General features: G+C 63.5%; 10 protein-coding genes. 6 read left to right on the top strand and 4 right to left on the bottom strand.

Features of this window, described 5'->3' with window-relative positions:
* Positions 1–3: 3 nt before the first annotated feature.
* The 5 genes from betA (at position 4) to trxC (ending at position 9,344) form a co-directional block, all read left to right on the top strand.
* Positions 4–1,701, top strand: a complete 1,698-nt coding sequence (gene betA / locus WM94_RS03720; protein ID WP_013974589.1) for a choline dehydrogenase — start codon at positions 4–6, stop codon at positions 1,699–1,701.
* 265 nt (positions 1,702–1,966) lie between these two features.
* Positions 1,967–3,709, top strand: a complete 1,743-nt coding sequence (locus WM94_RS03725) for a potassium/proton antiporter (RefSeq protein ID WP_013974590.1) — start codon at positions 1,967–1,969, stop codon at positions 3,707–3,709.
* Between the two features lie 35 nt (positions 3,710–3,744).
* The gene (gene mscK, locus WM94_RS03730) at positions 3,745–7,080 is read left to right on the top strand and encodes a mechanosensitive channel MscK (protein ID WP_061550461.1); all 3,336 of its coding nucleotides are present in this window, start codon (positions 3,745–3,747) and stop codon (positions 7,078–7,080) included.
* A gap of 180 nt (positions 7,081–7,260) precedes the next feature.
* Positions 7,261–8,721, top strand: coding sequence for a protein adenylyltransferase SelO (gene selO / locus WM94_RS03735; RefSeq protein ID WP_061550462.1), 1,461 nt, complete (start codon positions 7,261–7,263; stop codon positions 8,719–8,721).
* 188 nt (positions 8,722–8,909) lie between these two features.
* The gene (trxC, locus tag WM94_RS03740) at positions 8,910–9,344 is read left to right on the top strand and encodes a thioredoxin TrxC (RefSeq protein ID WP_061550463.1); all 435 of its coding nucleotides are present in this window, start codon (positions 8,910–8,912) and stop codon (positions 9,342–9,344) included.
* On the opposite strand, the gene WM94_RS03745 is transcribed toward trxC, so the two are convergent.
* A complete protein-coding gene (locus WM94_RS03745; protein WP_061550464.1) occupies positions 9,341–10,114 on the bottom strand; it encodes a ParA family protein in 774 nt (257 codons plus the stop codon). The genes trxC and WM94_RS03745 overlap by 4 nt on opposite strands.
* Positions 10,115–10,311: 197 nt before the next feature.
* Entirely contained in the window at positions 10,312–11,223 is a 912-nt protein-coding gene (locus WM94_RS03750; RefSeq protein WP_061550465.1) for a LysR family transcriptional regulator, read from the bottom strand.
* 166 nt (positions 11,224–11,389) lie between these two features.
* On the opposite strand from WM94_RS03750, the gene WM94_RS03755 reads away from it, so the two are divergent.
* Positions 11,390–12,577 (top strand): MFS transporter, encoded by a 1,188-nt coding sequence (locus tag WM94_RS03755; protein ID WP_220467548.1) that lies wholly within the window; start codon positions 11,390–11,392, stop codon positions 12,575–12,577.
* Positions 12,578–12,677: 100 nt separating this feature from the next.
* Here WM94_RS03755 and WM94_RS03760 read toward each other — a convergent pair whose 3' ends face one another.
* The gene (locus WM94_RS03760) at positions 12,678–13,025 is read right to left on the bottom strand and encodes a YgiW/YdeI family stress tolerance OB fold protein (protein ID WP_061550467.1); all 348 of its coding nucleotides are present in this window, start codon (positions 13,023–13,025) and stop codon (positions 12,678–12,680) included.
* 115 nt (positions 13,026–13,140) lie between these two features.
* Positions 13,141–14,205, bottom strand: coding sequence for a uroporphyrinogen decarboxylase (gene hemE / locus WM94_RS03765; RefSeq protein WP_061550468.1), 1,065 nt, complete (start codon positions 14,203–14,205; stop codon positions 13,141–13,143).
* Positions 14,206–14,499 lie beyond the last annotated feature (294 nt).

Below are 14,499 nucleotides of genomic sequence, written 5' to 3' on the forward strand. Positions count from 1 at the left end.
TTCATGTCCCAAGAATTCGATTACATCATCGTCGGTGCCGGTTCGGCCGGTAACACCCTGGCGACCCGCCTGACCGAAGACGCAGGCGTCACCGTATTGCTGCTGGAAGCCGGTGGCCCCGACTACCGCTTCGACTTCCGCACCCAGATGCCAGCAGCCCTGGCCTTCCCGCTGCAGGGCCGCCGCTACAACTGGGCCTACGAGACCGATCCGGAGCCGTACATGGACGGCCGCCGCATGGAATGTGGTCGCGGCAAAGGCCTGGGTGGCTCGTCGCTGATCAACGGCATGTGCTACATCCGCGGTAATGCCCTGGACTTCGATGGCTGGGCAGAACTGCCAGGCCTGGAAGACTGGACCTATCTGGACTGCCTGCCGTACTTCCGCAAGGCCGAAACCCGCGACATCGGCCCGAACGACTACCACGGTGGCGAAGGCCCGGTCAGCGTGACCACGCCGAAAGCCGGCAACAACCCGCTGTTCCACGCCATGGTCGAAGCCGGCGTGCAGGCCGGTTACCCGCGCACCGAAGACCTGAATGGCTACCAGCAGGAAGGCTTCGGCCCGATGGACCGTACGGTGACCAAGAACGGCCGCCGCTCCAGCACCGCCCGCGGCTATCTGGACCAGGCCAAGAAGCGCCCGAACCTGACCATCGTCACCCACGCCCTGACTGACCGCGTGCTGTTCGACGGCAAGCGCGCCATCGGCGTGACCTACCTGGTCGGTGACAGCGAAGAGCGCGTTGAAGCCCGTGCCCGCAAGGAAGTCATCGTCAGCTCCGGCGCCATCGCTTCGCCGCAGCTGTTGCAGCGCTCCGGCGTTGGCCCGCGCGCCCTGCTGGAAAGCCTCGACATCCCGGTGGTGCACGATCTGCCAGGCGTTGGCGAAAACCTGCAGGACCACCTGGAGCTGTACCTGCAGTACGCCTGCACCCAGCCGGTGTCGCTGTACCCGTCGTTGCTGTGGTGGAACCAGCCGGCCATCGGTGCCGAGTGGATGTTCAACGGCACCGGCATCGGCGCCAGCAACCAGTTCGAGGCCGGTGGTTTCATTCGTACCCGCCCTGAATTCAAATGGCCGAACATTCAATACCACTTCCTGCCAGTGGCCATTAACTACAACGGCTCCAATGGCGTGAAGGAACACGGCTTCCAGGCACACATGGGTTCCATGCGCTCGCCTGCCCGCGGCCGCATCCAGGCCAAGTCGAAGGACCCGCGCCAACACCCGAGCATTCTGTTCAACTACATGTCCACCGAGCAGGACTGGCAGGAATTCCGTGACGGCATCCGCCTGACCCGTGAAATCATGGCCCAGCCGGCACTGGACCCGTACCGTGGCCGTGAGATCAGCCCCGGCGCGCACGTGCAGACCGATGAAGAGCTGGACAAGTTCATCCGCGAGCACGCCGAAACCGCCTTCCACCCGTCCTGCTCGTGCAAGATGGGCACCGACGACATGGCGGTGGTCGACGGCGAAGGCCGCGTGCATGGCATGAAGGGCCTGCGTGTGGTCGATGCGTCGATCATGCCGCTGATCATCACCGGCAACCTCAACGCCACCACGATCATGATCGCCGAGAAAATCTCGGACAAGATCCGTGGCCGCAAGCCGCTGCCGCGCAGCACTGCCAAGTACTACGTGGCGGGCGATGCACCGGTGAAGGGCAAGCCGATGCGCGAGGTCAAGCAGGCGTAAGCCCGCACCGGCCTCTTCGCGGCTAAAGCCGCTCCCACAGGGCTCACACAGGTTTTGAAAACTGTGCAGTACCTGTGGGAGCGGGTTCACCCGCGAAAGGGCCCGCCCAGGCAACACCCGAAAAGGCACCCACCGCGGTGCCTTTTTTTCATCTGCAGAAACGCTTTACAGCCTGCCAATTCATCAGGTTAGAATCATTTGGCACGCGACCTGCTAGCGTCATGCTATCAAGTCCCCTCCCCCGCGGTCCCCGGAGTACCTGCCTTTGGATGCAAGCACCATCAACAGCCTGTTCCTGATCGGCGCATTGCTGGTGGGCGCAAGTATCCTGGTCAGTTCGCTGTCGTCGCGCCTGGGCATCCCTATCCTGGTCATCATCCTTGCGGTCGGCATGATCGCCGGCGTCGATGGTGGCGGCATCATCTTCAACAACTATCCGACCGCCTACCTGGTGGGCAACCTGGCGCTGGCCGTGATCCTGCTCGACGGTGGCCTGCGCACACGGGTGGCGAGCTTCCGCGTGGCGCTGTGGCCGGCGCTGTCGCTGGCCACCATCGGCGTAATGATCACCACCGCCCTCACGGGCCTGGTCGCCGCCTGGCTGTTCGACCTGAGCCTGATCCAGGGTCTGCTGATCGGCGCCATCGTCGGCTCCACCGACGCCGCAGCGGTGTTCTCGCTGCTCGGCGGCAAAGGCCTGAATGAGCGTGTTACCGCCACCCTGGAGATCGAGTCGGGCAGCAACGACCCGATGGCAGTTTTCCTTACCGTCACCCTGATCGACATGATCGCCAGCGGCCAGACCGGTCTGCACTGGAGCCTGCTCACCCACCTGCTGCGCGAATTCGGCATCGGCGGGCTGGTGGGCCTGGGCGGCGGCTGGCTGATGCTGCAACTGGTCAACCGCATCAAGCTGGCTGGCGGCCTGTACCCCATCCTGGTGATCGCCGGCGGCCTGGTGGTGTTCTCGCTGACCAACGCCCTGCACGGCAGCGGATTCCTTGCCGTGTACCTGTGCGGCCTGGTGCTGGGCAACAAGCCCATCCGCAGCCGCCACGGCATCCTGCACATGCTCGACGGCATGGCATGGCTGGCGCAGATCGGCATGTTCCTGGTGCTGGGGCTGCTGGTCACGCCCCACGACCTGCTGCCCATCGCCCTGCCGGCGCTGGGCCTGGCGCTGTGGATGATCCTGGTGGCGCGCCCGCTGTCGGTGGTCGCCAGCCTGTTGCCGTTCAAGGCCTTCCACGGCCGTGAAAAAGCCTTCATTTCCTGGGTCGGCCTGCGCGGTGCGGTTCCGATCATCCTCGCGGTGTTCCCGCTGATGGCCGGCCTGCCGGACGCCCAGCTGTTCTTCAACCTGGCCTTCTTCATCGTGCTGGTGTCGCTGCTGGTGCAAGGCACCAGCCTGCCGTGGATGGCCAAGCTGCTGAAAGTGACGGTACCGCCAGACCCGGCGCCGATCTCCCGTTCGGCGCTGGAAGTGCACATCACCAGCGAGTGGGAAATGTTCGTCTACCGCCTGGGTGCCGAAAAATGGTGCATCGGCGCCGCCCTGCGCGAGCTGAAGATGCCCGAAGGCACGCGAATCGCCGCGCTGTTCCGGGGCGAGCAACTGCTGCACCCGTCCGGCAGTACGGTACTGGAAGTAGGCGACATGCTCTGCGTGATCGGCCACGAGCACAACCTGCCGGCCCTGGGCAAACTGTTCAGCCAGGCGCCACAACGTGGCCTCGACCTGCGTTTCTTCGGCGACTTCGTGCTCGAAGGCGATGCCGAACTGGGTGCGGTGGCAGCGTTGTACGGTCTGAAACTCGACGGCCTGGACGCGAAAATGCCACTGGCCCAGTTCATCCGACAAAAGGTCGGAGGCGCTCCAGTAGTAGGTGACCAGGTCGAATGGCATGGCACGATCTGGACCGTGGCCACCATGGACGGGAACAAGATTCAGAAAGTAGGCGTCAGATTCCCCGAAGGAACGCGACCCGGACCAGGATTGTTCCTCTAAACTTCGTTTCTGCCGGATCCACAAGTAGTCTGCCTATGTCCCTGCGCGTGTACCTCCGCACAGCCCTGTTCGGGCTGTGCCTGTCTCTCTCGTTCGCCGCTGGCGCGGCCGAGCTTCCCACCACGACCAGCATCCAGAGCAGCCTGAACAAGATTTCCCAGCCCAAGGGTGCCGAGGCCGACCCCAAGGCTGCGCAACAGACACCGGAGCAGAAGGCCCAGCAACAGGTGCTGGAACAGACCCTGGCACTGCTGCTCAGCAAGGAAGACAGCGAAAAGAAGCTTGAGGCACTCAAGCAGCAATTGGCTGGCGCGCCCAAGGAAACCGCCGACAGCCAGCGCGAGCTGATCAAGCTCAAGGCCAGCAAGCCCCTGCCGGTGGCCCAACGCTACGCCACCCTGAACGTGCCACAGCTGGAGCAGATGCTCAGCGAGCGCAGTACGCAACAAGGCGAACTGCAAAAGGCACTGTCGGATGCCAACAGCCTGATCATCAACTCGCAGACCCGCCCAGAGCGGGCTCAGGCAGAAATCAGCAACAACCAGACACGTACCCAGCAGATCAACCTCAGCCTCAAGAGCGGCAAGGAGAACGGCAAGCCACTCAACAGCGACCAACGCAACAAGCTCAATGCCGAGCTGGCGTCGCTCAATGCCCTGACCTCGTTGCGCCGCCAGGAACTGGCCGGCAACGGCCTGCTGCAGGACCTGGGCAATGCCCGTCACGACCTGCTGATCGAGCGCGCCACACGAATGGAGCAGGAAATCCAGGACCTGCAATCGCTGATCAACGAAAAGCGCCTGGCCCAGTCGCAGCAGGCGGTCACCCAGCAATCGATCGAAGCGCAGAAAGCCGGCGGCAGCACCCTGCTGGCCAACGAAAGCGCTGCCAACCTGAAACTGTCCGACTACCTGCTCAAGAGCACCGACCGCCTCAACGAGCTGACCCAGCAGAACCTGCGCAGCAAGCAGCAGCTAGACAGCCTGACCCAGGCCGACCAGGCCCTCGACGAACAGATCAGCGTGCTCAAGGGCAGCCTGCTGCTGTCCAAGATCCTCTACAAGCAGAAACAGGCCCTGCCGCACCTGAAAGTGGACCGCGACCTGGCTGACCAGATCGCCGATATCCGTCTTTACCAGTTCGAAGTGAACCAGCAACGCGAGCAGATGAGCAGCCCCGCCGCGTACGTCGACAACCTGCTGCTCGGCCAGCCGCAGGAGCAGGTTACCCCTCAGCTGCGCAAGGCGCTGCTGGAGGTGATGATTACCCGCGTCGACCTGCTCGAACGCCTCAGCCGGGAGCTGTCGGCACTGCTCAACGAATCGATCACCTTGCAGCTCAACCAGAAGCAGCTGCTCGGCACCGCCCAGGGCTTGCGCACCACGCTCGAAGAGCAGATGTTCTGGATTCCCAGCAACAAGCCACTGGACTGGGAATGGCTGAGCCTGGTGCCGGCACGCTTTGCCGACCAGGTAGCCAGCCTGCCCTGGGGTTCGGGCCTCAAGGAACTGGCCGATGGGCTGGGCCAGCGCCCGCTGCTGTTCCTGCCCTTGCTGCTGGTGATCGGCGGCCTGCTGTGGCGGCGCAAATACCTGTACCAACGGCTGGGCAAGGTGCACCAGGACATCGGCCACTTCCGCCGTGACAGCCAGTGGCACACGCCCCAGGCGATCTTCATCAACATCCTGCTGGCAATGCCGGTCAGCCTGGGCCTGGCCCTGTGCAGCTACGCCCTGCAGATCGACGCCCGCGGGCAGAATGCCAACCTCGGCGCCGCCCTCTGGCAACTGGCCCAGGCCTGGCTGGTGTTCTACACCGCCTACCGCATCCTCGCCCCGGGCGGCGTGGCGGAAATCCACTTCCGCTGGCACAAGCCGCAGGTCGAGTTCCTGCGCGGCTGGGTGCGGCGCCTGGGCACCGTGGTACTGGCACTGGTCGGTGTGGTGGCGGTGGCCGAACATCAGCCTTCGGCGCTGGCCGATGATGTGCTGGGTATCGGCGTGGTACTGACCTGCTACGCACTGATGGCCTGGCTGCTCAGCCGCCTGCTGCTCAGCAGCCCGGCACACCGCGACACCTCGCTGTTCCGCAAGGCCGTTGGCGTGGCCTTCACCGCCCTGCCCATCGCCCTGTTCGTGGCCGTGTGCTTCGGCTACTACTACACCGCGCTGAAACTTACCGACCGGCTGATCTACACCCTGTACCTGCTGCTGTTCTGGCTGGTGATCGAAGCCGCGTTCGTGCGTGGCCTGTCGGTGGCGGCACGGCGCCTGGCCTACCAGCGCGCGCTGAGCAAGCGGGCGGCGGCCAAGGAAGGGCTGGATGGCGAAGTCATCACAGAAGAACCAACGCTGGATATCGAACAGGTCAACCAGCAGTCGCTGCGCCTGATCCGCCTGGCCCTGCTCGGCGGCTTCATCGCCGGCCTGTACTGGGTGTGGTCGGACCTGATCTCGGTGTTCGCCTACCTCAACAATTTCACCCTGTACGAGTACTCCAGCGGCACCGGTGCCACCGCCAGCATGGTGCCGATCAGCCTGGGCGACTTCCTCGGTGCGCTGGTCATCATCGGCATCACCTTCGCCCTCGCACGGAACTTGCCCGGCCTGCTCGAAGTCCTGGTGCTGTCGCGGCTCAACCTGGCCCAGGGCAGTGCGTATGCCACTACTACCTTGCTGTCCTATGTCATCGTCGGCGTCGGTATCGTCAGCACCCTGTCGACCCTCGGGGTCAGCTGGGACAAGCTGCAATGGCTGGTGGCCGCGCTGTCGGTGGGCCTGGGCTTCGGCATGCAGGAAATCTTCGCCAACTTCATCTCCGGCATCATGATCCTGTTCGAGCGCCCGGTACGGATTGGCGACACCATCACCATCGGCAACCTGTCGGGCACGGTGAGCAAAATCCGCATCCGCGCCACCACGATTACCGACTTCGACCGCAAGGACATCATCGTCCCCAACAAGACCTTCATCACCGGTCAGCTGATCAACTGGTCGCTGACCGACACCGTCACCCGGGTAACGCTGAAGCTGGGCATCGACTATGGCTCGGACCTGGACCTGGTGCGCGACCTGCTGCTCAAGGGCGCCCACGCAAACCCACGCGTGCTCAAGGACCCGGAGCCGATCGTGTACTTCCTCAACTTCGGCGAGAGCTCGCTGGACCACGAGCTGCGCATGCATGTACGCGACCTGGGCGACCGCAACCCGACGCTGGACGAGATCAACCGCTACATCAACCGCGAGTTCAAGGCACACAACATCAAGATCTCGGTGCGCCAGGTCGAGGTGTTTCTGATGGATCCGAAGGGCGGCAAACAGCAGCTGATTCCGGTGGAGCAGCCGAAACCGGATGGCACTGCTTCGGCCTGAGTGGGCTCTAATACTTTATTCTGTGCAGAATCCCTGCGAGGGCTTCGCCCTCGTTCGCGGGCGCGCCCGCTCCCACAAGGGCCGCGCCGCTCTGAGGCACTGCGCAATACCTGTGGGAGCGGGCTTGCCCGCGAAGGGCCGCAAAGCGGCCCCAGCCCATCAATTTCTGGAGCCGGCCCCGTGAAAGCCCTCGACCAACTCACCTTCGACAATCGCTTCGCCCGCCTGGGCGACGCGTTCTCCACCCAGGTCCTGCCCGAACCCATCGCAGACCCACGCCTGGTGGTAGCGAGCGAGTCGGCCATGGCGCTGCTCGACCTCGACCCGGCCCAGGTAGAGCTGCCGGTTTTCGCCGAGCTGTTCAGCGGCCACAAGCTATGGGAAGAGGCCGACCCGAGGGCGATGGTCTATTCCGGCCATCAGTTCGGCTCCTACAACCCGCGCCTGGGTGATGGCCGCGGCCTGCTGCTGGCCGAAGTGCTGAATGACCAGGGCGAGCACTGGGACCTGCACCTCAAGGGTGCCGGACAGACGCCCTACTCGCGCATGGGCGACGGTCGCGCCGTGCTGCGTTCCTCGATCCGCGAGTTCCTCGCCTCCGAGGCCCTGCACGCCCTGGGCATTCCCAGCAGCCGGGCACTGTGCGTGATCGGCTCGAGCACCCCGGTGTGGCGCGAAACCCGCGAAAGCGCGGCCATGCTCACCCGCCTGGCGCAGAGCCATGTGCGTTTCGGGCATTTCGAATACTTCTACTACACCAGGCAGCCAGAACAGCAGCGCGTGCTCATCGACCACGTGCTGGAGCAGCACTACCCCGAATGCCGCGATGCCGAGCAGCCGTACCTGGCCATGTTCCGCACCATCGTCGAGCGCAATGCCGAGCTGATCGCCCGTTGGCAGGCCTATGGTTTCTGCCACGGGGTGATGAACACCGACAACATGTCGATCCTCGGCATCACCTTCGACTTCGGCCCGTACGCCTTCCTCGACGACTTCGACGCCAACTTCATCTGCAACCACTCCGACGACCGTGGCCGCTACAGCTACGCCAACCAGGTACCGATCGCCCACTGGAACCTCAGTGCGCTGGCCCAGGCGCTGACCACGGTGATCGAAGTCGAACCGCTCAAGGAGGCGCTGGGCCTGTTCCTGCCGCTGTACCAGGCACACTACCTGGACCTGATGCGCCGGCGCCTGGGCCTGACCACCGCGGAAGAGGACGACATGGCGTTGGTCGAGCGCCTGTTGCAGCGCATGCAGAGCGGTGGTGTGGACTACAACCTGTTCTTCCGCAAGCTGGGCGATCAGCCCGTGGCCGAGGCGCTGAAGGTGGTGCGTGACGACTTCATCGACCTGGCCGGTTTCGATGCCTGGGGGGCGGACTACCTGGCCCGCTGCGAGCGCGAAGCGGATAATGCCGAAGGGCGGCGTGCGCGCATGCATGCGGTGAACCCGCTGTACGTGCTGCGCAACTACCTGGCACAGAAAGCCATCGAAGCGGCCGAAGCGGGGGATTACAGTGAAGTGCGACGGCTGCATGAGGTGCTGAGCCGCCCGTTCGAGGAGCAGGCCGGGATGCAGGGCTATGCCGAGCGACCGCCGGAATGGGGCAAGCACCTGGAAATCAGCTGCTCCTCCTGACCAACTCCGAACCCTGTGGGAGCGGGTTCACCCGCGAAGAATGCGACGCGCTAGATGGCACCGGCTACGCCGGTGTTCGCGGGTAAACCCGCTCCCACAGGTACGGCGCTCAACCCAAGGCTTGCGCCGTACCTGTGGGAGCTGGTTTGCCGGCGATAGGGCCCGAACAAACAACACAAGGAAACGACATGTCCGACCCACTGGTAATCCCCTGCCCCCACTGTAACGGCCTCAACCGCCTGCCCGCCGAGCGCCTGGGCGACGCGCCGAAATGCGGCCGCTGCAAACAGGACGTGCTGCTGAGCACCCCCTTCGAACTCACCGAAGCCAGCTACGCCAGCCAGATCAAAGGCGACCTGCCAATGCTGGTCGACATCTGGGCCGACTGGTGCGGCCCGTGCAAATCCTTCGCCCCCACCTTCGAACAGGCCGCCCGGCAACTGGCCGGCCGCTGCCGCCTGGCCAAGCTCGACAGCGAAGCCAACCGCAACCTGGCCGGGCAACTGGGCATCCGCTCTATCCCCAGCCTGCGGCTGTTCAAGAATGGCCGTGAAGTCAGCCGTCAGGCCGGGGCGTTTCCACTCCAGTCGTTGCTGGAGTGGTTGCGTAGCCAGGGGGTCTAAGCGTTCTCTTCGAGCAGCGAATGCAACTCGACAAACTGCTGGGTCAGCTTGTGCCTGGGCTCGAGGTGAATCAGCGGAAGGCTGGCATGGTGCGACTCACGCATCTTCACCGAGCTGCCCAGGTACACCGGTAGCACCGGGAGCCCTTCGGCCAGCAGCTCGTCGAGCATCTGCTGTGGCAGGCTGGCGCGGGACTGGAACTGGTTGACCACGATGCCTTCGACCATCAGGTCTTCGTTGTGGTCTTCCTTGAGTTCTTCGATCTCGGCCAGCAGGCCATACAGGGCCTGGCGCGAGAAGCTGTCGCAGTCGAAAGGAATCAGCACGCGATCGGCGGCGATCAGTGCGGAAACCGCATAGAAGTTCAGCGCTGGCGGGGTATCGATGTAAATGCGCTCGTAGTCCTCGTCCAGTTCGTCGAGCAACTTACGCAGCTTGTTGATCTTGTGCTTCGCCTCAAGCTTCGGCTGCAGATCGGCCAGCTCGGCCGTGGCGGTGACCACATGCAGGTTGTCGAACGGGGTTTCGTAGATATCGACCTGGTTCTTCTTGCTGAACGGCCCGCTGGACAGGCTTTGCTTGAAGAAGTCGGCGATGCCCATGGGGATATCGTCGCCGGTCAGGCCAGTCAGGTACTGGGTCGAGTTGGCCTGGGCATCCAGGTCGATCAGCAGGGTCCGATAACCTTCGCTGGCGCTCACAGCCGCCAGGTTGCAAGCGATGCTCGACTTGCCCACACCACCTTTCTGATTGAACACCACGCGCCGCATGATTGACCTCCGTGTATCAACGAATGCCCGAGTATGTGGCGCCGCTGCGGCAATGACCAGTGCCATTTGCCCGGAACAACAGCCTTGTGCTGCCTGCCCTGGCCCTATCGCCGCCAAGCCGGCTCCCACACCGACCGCATAAGCCTCAAGCCATGTGCGTCCCTTGTGGGAGCTGGCTTGCCGGCGATGGGGCCCGATCAGGCAACTACACTGCCCCCGCCAACCACCTGCCCCGTGAGCAACTCGGCAAATGCCCGTGCCATCGCCGACCCACCATGCTCGCGCTGCACCAGCCACACCGCCGACATCGCCCCTTCATCCAGCAGCGTGCGATAAACCACCCCCTCGATGCGCATCCGCTGGAACGACGCCGGCAGAACCGACACCCCAAGCCCTGCCGAAACCAACCCGATGATGGTCATCGCTTCCCCCGCCTCCTGGGCAAAATGCGGGCTGAAACCCGCCTGGCGCGCCAGGCTCAGCAACTGTGCATGCAACCCGCTGCCATAGCTGCGCGGGAAGAACACGAACGGCTCATTGGCCAGGGCGGCCATGTGCACGCCATGCTCCGTACCTTCGGCAAGTGGATGCGAGGCGTTGATCACTGCCACCAGCGGCTCGCGAAACAGTTCGGTGGCCATCAGCCCTTCCGGCAGCGGCATCGGCCGCATCAGCCCGACCTCGATGGACTCGTCGAACACCCCTTCCGCCACATCGCGGCTGCTCATTTCCTTGAGGTTCAGGTGCACCGCCGGGAAGCGCTGGCGAAACGCGTGGATGGCCTTGGGGATCTTCGAGGTGAACGGTGCCGAGGAGGTAAAGCCGATCTTCATCTCCCCCAGCTCCCCCAACTGCGCACGCCGGGCGACATCGGCAGCCTTTTCCACCTGCGCCAACACCTGACGGGCCTCCTCGAGGAACAATCGACCCGCCTCGCTCAGCTCCACCCGACGGTTGGTGCGCTCGAACAGCCGGGCACCCAGTTCCTGCTCCAGCGCCTGGATCTGCTGGCTCAAGGGCGGCTGCGAAATACCCAGTTGCTGGGCAGCGCGGCCAAAATGCAGCTCTTCGGCCACGGCGATGAAGTAACGCAAATGGCGCAGTTCCATGATCAGCTCCGAACAGGTCGCAAAACATCTCAAATAGGTCGAACAATATATTGGATCTAATCATTAGCCAGCTATATGCTTTTTTTCATTGCGCCAGAGGTACCCGCCCGTGAAAACTGCTGCAGCTGCCCTTCCCGCCGAGCCAGAACCTGCACCGCTGAACGAAATGTGGATCGAAAAAGGCACCCCCGCCTTCATGAAGACCGTGCTGGCGCTATTCAGCGGCGGCTTCGCCACCTTCGCCCTGCTGTACTGCGTGCAGCCGATGATGCCGTTGCTGTCGAAGGAATTTGCCATCAATGCGGCGCAGAGCAGCCTGGTGCTGTCGGTCTCCACAGCCATGCTGGCGTTCGGCCTGCTGATCACCGGCCCTATCTCTGACCGCATCGGGCGCAAGCCGGTGATGGTGTTTGCCCTGGTCTGCGCCGCCCTTTCCACCCTGGCCAGCGCGGTGATGCCGAGCTGGGAGCTGGTACTGGCGACCCGCGCCCTGGTCGGCCTGTCGCTGAGCGGCCTGGCAGCGGTGGCGATGACCTACCTGAGCGAAGAAATCCACCCGCAGCACATCGGCCTGGCCATGGGCCTGTATATCGGTGGCAACGCCATTGGCGGCATGAGCGGGCGCCTGATCACCGGCGTGCTGATCGATTTCGTCAGCTGGCACACGGCGATGCTGACCATCGGCGGCCTGGCCTTGGTTGCGGCGCTGGTGTTCTGGAGGGTGCTGCCCGAATCGCGCAATTTCCACCCGCAGGCGATGAACCCACGCAGCCTGCTGGATGGCTTCGTCATGCACTTCAGGGATGCCGGCCTGCCCTGGTTGTTCCTCGAAGCCTTCCTGCTGATGGGCGCCTTCGTCACCCTGTTCAACTACATCGGCTACCGCCTGCTGGCCGAGCCCTATCACATGAACCAGGCGCTGGTCGGCTTGCTGTCAGTGGTGTACCTGTCTGGCATCTACAGCTCGGCGCAGGTCGGCGCACTGGCTGACAAACTGGGCCGGCGCAAGGTGTTCTGGGCCAGTATCGTAGTGATGGCGGGCGGTTTGCTGATGACCCTGGCCAGCCCGCTGGTGATGGTGATCGTCGGTATGCTGGTATTCACCTTCGGCTTTTTTGGCGCGCACTCGGTGGCCAGCAGCTGGATCGGCCGCAGGGCTTTGAAGGCCAAGGGACAGGCGTCGTCGTTGTACCTGTTCAGCTATTACGCAGGGTCGAGTGTGGCCGGTACGGCGGGCGGGGTGTTCTGGCACCAGTGGGGCTGGAATGGCATCGGGCTGTTCATTGGCAGCCTGCTGGCGGTGGCGTTGCTGGTGGCGCTGCACCTGAGCAGGCTACCACCGAAAACTGCTTGAGGCCCATTCGCGGGTAAACCCGCTCCCACAGGGACCGCGCTAGAAATAAGGGAAGCGCCGTACCTGTGGGAGCGGGTTCACCCGCGAAGAGGCCAGCGGATCAGTTGATGATCTCGACCATATCCACATCCACCTCCCGGCTCATCAGGTGCTTCTCCACCTCACCGGTCAGCTTGACCTTGGTCTTGTCGTTGAACGGCGTCGGTGGCAGGTCTTCATCATCGATTTCCACGGTGATGGTGCCGGTGTTGTCCTTGAACTCGTACTTGTCGTCGTTGTTGATCTTCTTGGTCACGAAGCCTTGCAGCACCACTGAGGTGTCGTCGGCAGCATCGTTGGCCGCAGCTACGGTGGTGACGGACTGGGCACCGGGGCCGGTATAACCGGCAGCCAAGGCAGCAGTGCTGAACAAGGGGGCGAGGATCAACGCAAGATAACGTGCTTTCATAAGGATCAGGTCCTGTTTCGGTTTCGATGGGACCAGATTAACGACGATCGCTGAATTAAAACTTAATGCAAAAAAAGCCCGGCTCATGGCCGGGCTTTCGTGTTCAGAGATCAATTCACTGATGGTACTGCGCCGACAGCTCATGCACGGCGTTGATGAACACGCCGGCGTGCTCCGGGTCGACTTCCGGTGTGATGCCGTGGCCGAGGTTGAACACATGGCCTGTGCCGTGGCCATAGCTGGCCAGGATGCGCGCCACTTCCTTGCGGATTGCCTCGGGCTTGGCGTACAGCACGGTCGGGTCCATGTTGCCCTGCAGCGCAACCTTGTCACCCACGCGGCGGCGGGCATCGCCGATCTCGCAGGTCCAGTCCAGGCCCAGCGCGTCGGCGCCGGCTTCGGCGATGCTTTCCAGCCACAGGCCGCCGTTCTTGGTGAACAGGATCACCGGCACCTTGCGCCCCTCGTGCTCGCGGATCAGCCCGCTGACGATCTTGCGCATGTAGGCCAGGGAGAACTCCTGGTAAGCCGCCGCCGACAGGTTGCCGCCCCAGGTGTCGAAAATCTGCACGGCCTGGGCACCAGCGAGGATCTGGCCGTTGAGGTAGCTGGTGACCGACTGGGCCAGCTTGTCCAGCAGCAGGTGCAGGGCCTGCGGGTTGTCGTAGGCCATGGCCTTGGTCTTGCGGAAGTCCTTCGACGAGCCGCCTTCGACCATGTAGGTGGCCAGGGTCCACGGGCTGCCGGAGAAGCCGATCAGCGGCACGCGGCCGTTGAGCTCACGGCGGATGGTGCTGACCGCGTCCATCACGTAGCCGAGGTCTTTCTGCGGATCGGGGATTGGCAGCGCCTCGATGTCGGCCGGGGTGCTGACGACTTTCTTGAAGCGCGGGCCTTCGCCGCTTTCGAAGTACAGGCCCAGGCCCATGGCATCGGGGATGGTCAGGATGTCCGAGAACAGGATCGCCGCGTCCAGCGGGTAGCGGTCCAGCGGCTGCAGGGTGACCTCGCAGGCGAACTGCGGGTTCATGCACAGGTTCATGAAGTCACCGGCCTTGGCGCGGCTGGCGCGGTACTCCGGCAGGTAGCGGCCGGCCTGGCGCATCATCCACACCGGGGTGACGTCTACGGGTTGCTTGAGCAGTGCACGCAGGAAACGATCGTTCTTCAGGGCAGTCATGTCGGCATCCGGAAAAATAGTGCGGGCATTTTCTCAGACGCACAAAGAAAAGGCACGGCCGTTTGCCGTGCCTTTTCTCTATGGGTATGTCCTGGATCAATAGATTTTGTATACAAAATTCTAATGATGGGCGCTGCCGATGGCCCTATCGCCGGCAAGCCAGCCCCCACAGGGTGAGTCGCAGCCCTTGTGGGAGATTGCCCAGCCCTTTGGGCTGCGCTGTCGCGCAGAGAACCAATATCGCTCGTCTGACGCGTCCTTTGTAGGAGCAGCCTTGTGCTGCGAAGAGGCCGG

The organism is Pseudomonas sp. ABFPK (assembly GCF_001586765.1).
Lineage (GTDB): Bacteria > Pseudomonadota > Gammaproteobacteria > Pseudomonadales > Pseudomonadaceae > Aquipseudomonas > Aquipseudomonas asiatica.

Bases quoted from the DNA above. Each gene is read 5' to 3' on its own strand.
- WM94_RS03745 (WP_061550464.1), bottom strand. From the start codon at position 10,114: ATGCGGCGCGTGGTGTTCAATCAGAAAGGTGGTGTGGGCAAGTCGAGC.
- WM94_RS03755 (WP_220467548.1), top strand. From the start codon at position 11,390: ATGTGGATCGAAAAAGGCACCCCCGCCTTCATGAAGACCGTGCTGGCG.
- WM94_RS03750 (WP_061550465.1), bottom strand. From the start codon at position 11,223: ATGGAACTGCGCCATTTGCGTTACTTCATCGCCGTGGCCGAAGAGCTG.
- betA (WP_013974589.1), top strand. From the start codon at position 4: ATGTCCCAAGAATTCGATTACATCATCGTCGGTGCCGGTTCGGCCGGT.
- trxC (WP_061550463.1), top strand. From the start codon at position 8,910: ATGTCCGACCCACTGGTAATCCCCTGCCCCCACTGTAACGGCCTCAAC.
- hemE (WP_061550468.1), bottom strand. From the start codon at position 14,205: ATGACTGCCCTGAAGAACGATCGTTTCCTGCGTGCACTGCTCAAGCAA.
- mscK (WP_061550461.1), top strand. From the start codon at position 3,745: ATGTCCCTGCGCGTGTACCTCCGCACAGCCCTGTTCGGGCTGTGCCTG.
- WM94_RS03760 (WP_061550467.1), bottom strand. From the start codon at position 13,025: ATGAAAGCACGTTATCTTGCGTTGATCCTCGCCCCCTTGTTCAGCACT.